At 71.4% G+C, this 238-nt stretch carries 1 pseudogene; it reads left to right on the top strand.

Going from position 1 to position 238, the window contains the following annotated elements:
- Positions 1-238: pseudogene (locus tag RVY79_RS21435) on the top strand (hypothetical protein); the annotation flags it as partial.

Below are 238 nucleotides of genomic sequence, written 5' to 3'. Positions count from 1 at the left end.
CCGAACATGGCAATGCCGACGGCGCCCTGGCCACAGCCACCTGCTATTACCTCGGCCGCGGGCGCCGCCAGGACATGGCCCAGGCTCACCGCTGGTATCTCGAAGCCGCCAAGGCCGGTGACGTCGGCGCGCAGTACCTTGTCGCGTCGATGTTCGAGACCGGACTGGGCGTCGCGGCCGATGAGCGGCTGGCGCGCTACTGGTACGACGCGGCGGCCCGCAATGGCGACGCCGCCGC

This window comes from Chromohalobacter sp. HP20-39 (assembly GCF_033052815.1).
Classification (GTDB): domain Bacteria; phylum Pseudomonadota; class Gammaproteobacteria; order Pseudomonadales; family Halomonadaceae; genus Chromohalobacter.
Note: the sequence above shows the minus strand (reverse complement) of the source record. Positions and strands in the feature narration are given on the sequence as shown.